The organism is Desulfobotulus pelophilus, assembly GCF_026155325.1.
Taxonomy (GTDB): Bacteria; Desulfobacterota; Desulfobacteria; order Desulfobacterales; family ASO4-4; genus Desulfobotulus; species Desulfobotulus pelophilus.
Genome location: NZ_JAPFPW010000047.1, coordinates 1 through 3,590 on the forward strand (window position 1 = coordinate 1; position 3,590 = coordinate 3,590).

The window sequence follows — 3,590 nt, forward strand, 5'->3', positions numbered from 1 at the left end:
TCATCGAGGCCCACTGGCCGGAGGTAGAGACCTATCTCAGGGCAAGGCTTTCCGGTGACAGCCCAGCCCTTCCGGACTGCCTTGCCGCCTTTGGTCAGCAGCCGGAAAAAGAATATGCAGATTCAAAGGCAGGGTGAACGCAAAAATTTCATTCATTTCTGCGGAGATTATTTTTCTTTTTTCAGGGAAAAAACAGGCCCGTCAAAGGAGCGCCCATGAGCGACATCAACGCCATTTTGTATGAAGCCCTGATCCAGAACCGTGAAGATCAGGTGCTGGTTCCGCAGGTGGCCACCATGGCAGGCATGGCGGCACGCACCGTCTATGAATACTGCGCCGATCCCCGCCGCACCCCGGATATCCGGGCCATCCGCGCCGCCTTTGCCGTGACCCAGAGTCCCACCATCAAGATTCTGCTGGAACCGCCGGGATGGCGTCTGGTGCCGGTTTCCGATCTGGCCACACCCCAGACGGACAGCCTCAGCCGTGAAATCGAAGATGTGGTCATCCACACGGGCAACCTGCTCCAGCATCTCCGGGAAGGGCTTCAATCCAAAGAAACGGCCACGGTGGTAAAAACCGCCCGGCTCATCGGTCGGCTGGAAACCGAGGTCATGGAAGTACGAAGACTCTTTGAAGACACCATACGGCAGGGGGGAGAATGGGAAATGTCATCGCTTTGACAATCAAGCTGTTCCAAAGCCCCTGTGAATTCAGGGGGAGCTGATGGGGATTGCATCGGAACGCATGACCGCCCAGCAGCGGGCAGACATTGCCGAAACCTGTTTTGCGGTCACGGAACGCAAAAATAACAGGGCTGAAAAAATCGGCCTCTGCCCCTTCCACGACGAGCAGAATCCGTCTTTTTCATATAATTTTGAAAAGGACGTGTTCCACTGCCTGGGCTGTGGTGTTTCCGGCGATCTCATCAAGTTATGGGGCCATGCGCAGGGCTTTTCCGACAACAGGGAAGCGTTCAAGGCCTTCTGCCATACCCACGGCATCGGGGATAAGCCGGAGCCGTGGTCGGCATCCGCCCCTGTCGGTCAGCACCTTCCTCCCAAACTGGATGCCATTTACAACGATCTGCCGGAGCTCCCAAAGGAGTGGATGGACAGGATCTGTACCCTGAGGGGCTGGACGCCCCAGACCGTATCGGATCTGGGTATCCGTCTGCAGACCTGCTATCAGGCCAAAAACGGAAAAATCATTCCCAAAAAACCGGACCGCATTGCCATCCCCATATTCGACGGCACAGGAGCTGTCAGGAATATGCGGCTGTACAGGCCCGGCCCGGCTCCCGATGGCAGCCGTGCGGGGAAAATGATCTCATGGGCCTCTGGCAGCGGCGATGCCATGCCCTTTCCCGCCCGGCCTGAACCGGAAGGGACCCTTCTTTTGTGTGAGGGCGAGCCGGACACCATCTGCGCCCTGTCCCGTGGATTTAACGCCATCACCATGACCGCATCCAAGATGCGCAAATGGAGCCGGGATCTGCTTTCCCTCTTTAAAGACCGGGATGTGGTGGTCTGCTTTGATGCGGATCAGGCAGGACAGATAGCCGCCCTGCAGTTTTCCGCACCGGCTCTGGCAAAGGTGGCCCGTTCCGTTCGTATTCTGGAATGGCCGGAGTTCATGGGCCGCTACGAAGACGGCGGATATCCCGAAAAAGACGGGCAGGATCTGACGGACTTTTTTGTCAGACATCGCAAAACCTCAGAAGATCTTGCGGAACTGATGGCTTCGGCCATCATCTATCATCAGCCCGAAGCCCCCCTGAACAGCGAGGCGGCCGATTTTTTCGAAACGGGCGTGAATGGCCGCATGTCCTTCCGCCCAAGGCTTCTGGCCAACAGGCTGCTGGAAAAATTCAGGCTGAATTACGATCACAGCACGGGCCTTCTGTACCGATGGTCCGGCACGGTCTGGGAGCGGGTGGAGCTGGATATCATCAAAAAAACAGGCATAGAAATTCTGGGAACGGAATCCCAGATGTCCCGTGTGAGCGATGCCGCAGAGCAGGCCAAGGTCTTAAGCGCCATGCCATCTGACCGGGCCATGAATGATCAATTGGACTGGGTGACGGTCAAAAACGGCGCACTGAACCTGAAAACGCTGGAACTGAAACCCCACGATCCGGAACACTACGCCTCCGTGGAGCTGCCCGTGGTCTGGTATCCGAGGGAAGGCAAGACCTGCGGCACATGGCTGCGCATGCTGGAGCAGAACATCCAGACGCCCGAAGTCATCATGCAGCTGCAGGAGTTTTTCGGCTATTGCCTGGACCGCAGAGCGCCCCCCATCCTGAGCAAGTGCATGCTGCTGCTGGGCGATGGATCGGACGGTAAGAGCACCGTTCTCTACATCCTGCGCCAGATGGTGGGGGTGGCAAACTGCGCCTCCGTGGGCCTGCACGAGCTGGAGGATCAGTTTTTGAGGTCTTCCCTCTACGGGAAGTCCGTGAACATCTCCACGGAGGTGGGCAGCAAGGCCATCGAGAGCCAGTATTTCAAGGCCATCACCTCCGGAGATACCATACAGGCGGCGTTCAAGCACAAAGACACCTTTGACTTTGAACCCTTCTGCAAGCTGATTTTTGCGGCCAATAAGCTGCCCCGTGTGCTGGACAACTCGGACGGGAACTTCCGCCGCTGGCTGCCCATCAGGTTTAAGCACCAGTGGATGGACAATGATCCGGATATTGATCCCCACCTGAAACCCAAGCTCATGGATGAGCTGTCCGAGATCTTCCAGTGGTCTGTGGTCGGCCTGCACCGCGTATGGGAGCAGGGACGGTTTACGGACTGCACCGAAACCCAGGGGCTGATGCAGGAGTACCGAAGGTCCAACAGCCCCGTGGTGGCCTTCCTTGAGGATGCCTGTGAGCTGGATGCCAGCAAACTCACCGCCAAGGACACCCTCTATAAGGGCTACAGAGGATACTGCGATGCCAACGGCTACAGCGCCTTAGGCAGAGATAATTTTTTCAAGGAGCTTTTCTCCGCACAGCGCAACCTGACCAATGTGCGCCGACGTGTGGGACAGGCCCGTGAATATGCCGTACATGGCATTGCCTATGTGGGAGGTGGCGTATGATGGCCCCTTACCCCTCCAGAGGTCTGGCCCACCCGGCCCAAACCGCGTCCCGAAATTTGGGACAGGGCGGGACAGGCTCACGAAATATCGTGCTGTCCCAAATTTGTCCCGCCCTTGTCCCGCCCTGCGGGATCAAATATGGGACAGCCACACCGAATAAAAACGGACACTTATCCAAGGTGGTCCGGGTGGTCCGCCCTAATTCCAACTTATTGCGCGTGTGCGCGTGCGCGCGCGTATGTGTGTGTATTAATTTTTCTGACTATTATGAAAACAGGTCGGACCACCCGGACCACCCTATAAAAATCAATACCTTACAAGGTTTTAGGGCGGGACAAATACGGGACAAATTTGGGCCACCCCCAGACCAGTCCATAAAAATCAGTATGTTAGCAGAAAAACAGGGCGGGACAGCGTGAATCCTGCCGTCATCTTCGCAAAGTATGGGGCACTGGTCCCTGCTGATAGCCCGGCCGCTGAGGTCCGGGCCGCCG

2 protein-coding genes are annotated in these 3,590 nt (G+C 56.9%); both read left to right on the top strand.

What is annotated here, in order from left to right; all coding sequences use genetic code 11:
* Positions 1–215 precede the first annotated feature (215 nt).
* Complete coding sequence (locus OOT00_RS15785; RefSeq protein ID WP_265426386.1) at positions 216–683, top strand: hypothetical protein; 468 nt, start codon at positions 216–218, stop codon at positions 681–683.
* A gap of 43 nt (positions 684–726) precedes the next feature.
* Positions 727–3,096, top strand: a complete 2,370-nt coding sequence (locus OOT00_RS15790; RefSeq protein ID WP_265426387.1) for a phage/plasmid primase, P4 family — start codon at positions 727–729, stop codon at positions 3,094–3,096.
* The last annotated feature ends 494 nt before the right edge of the window (positions 3,097–3,590 follow it).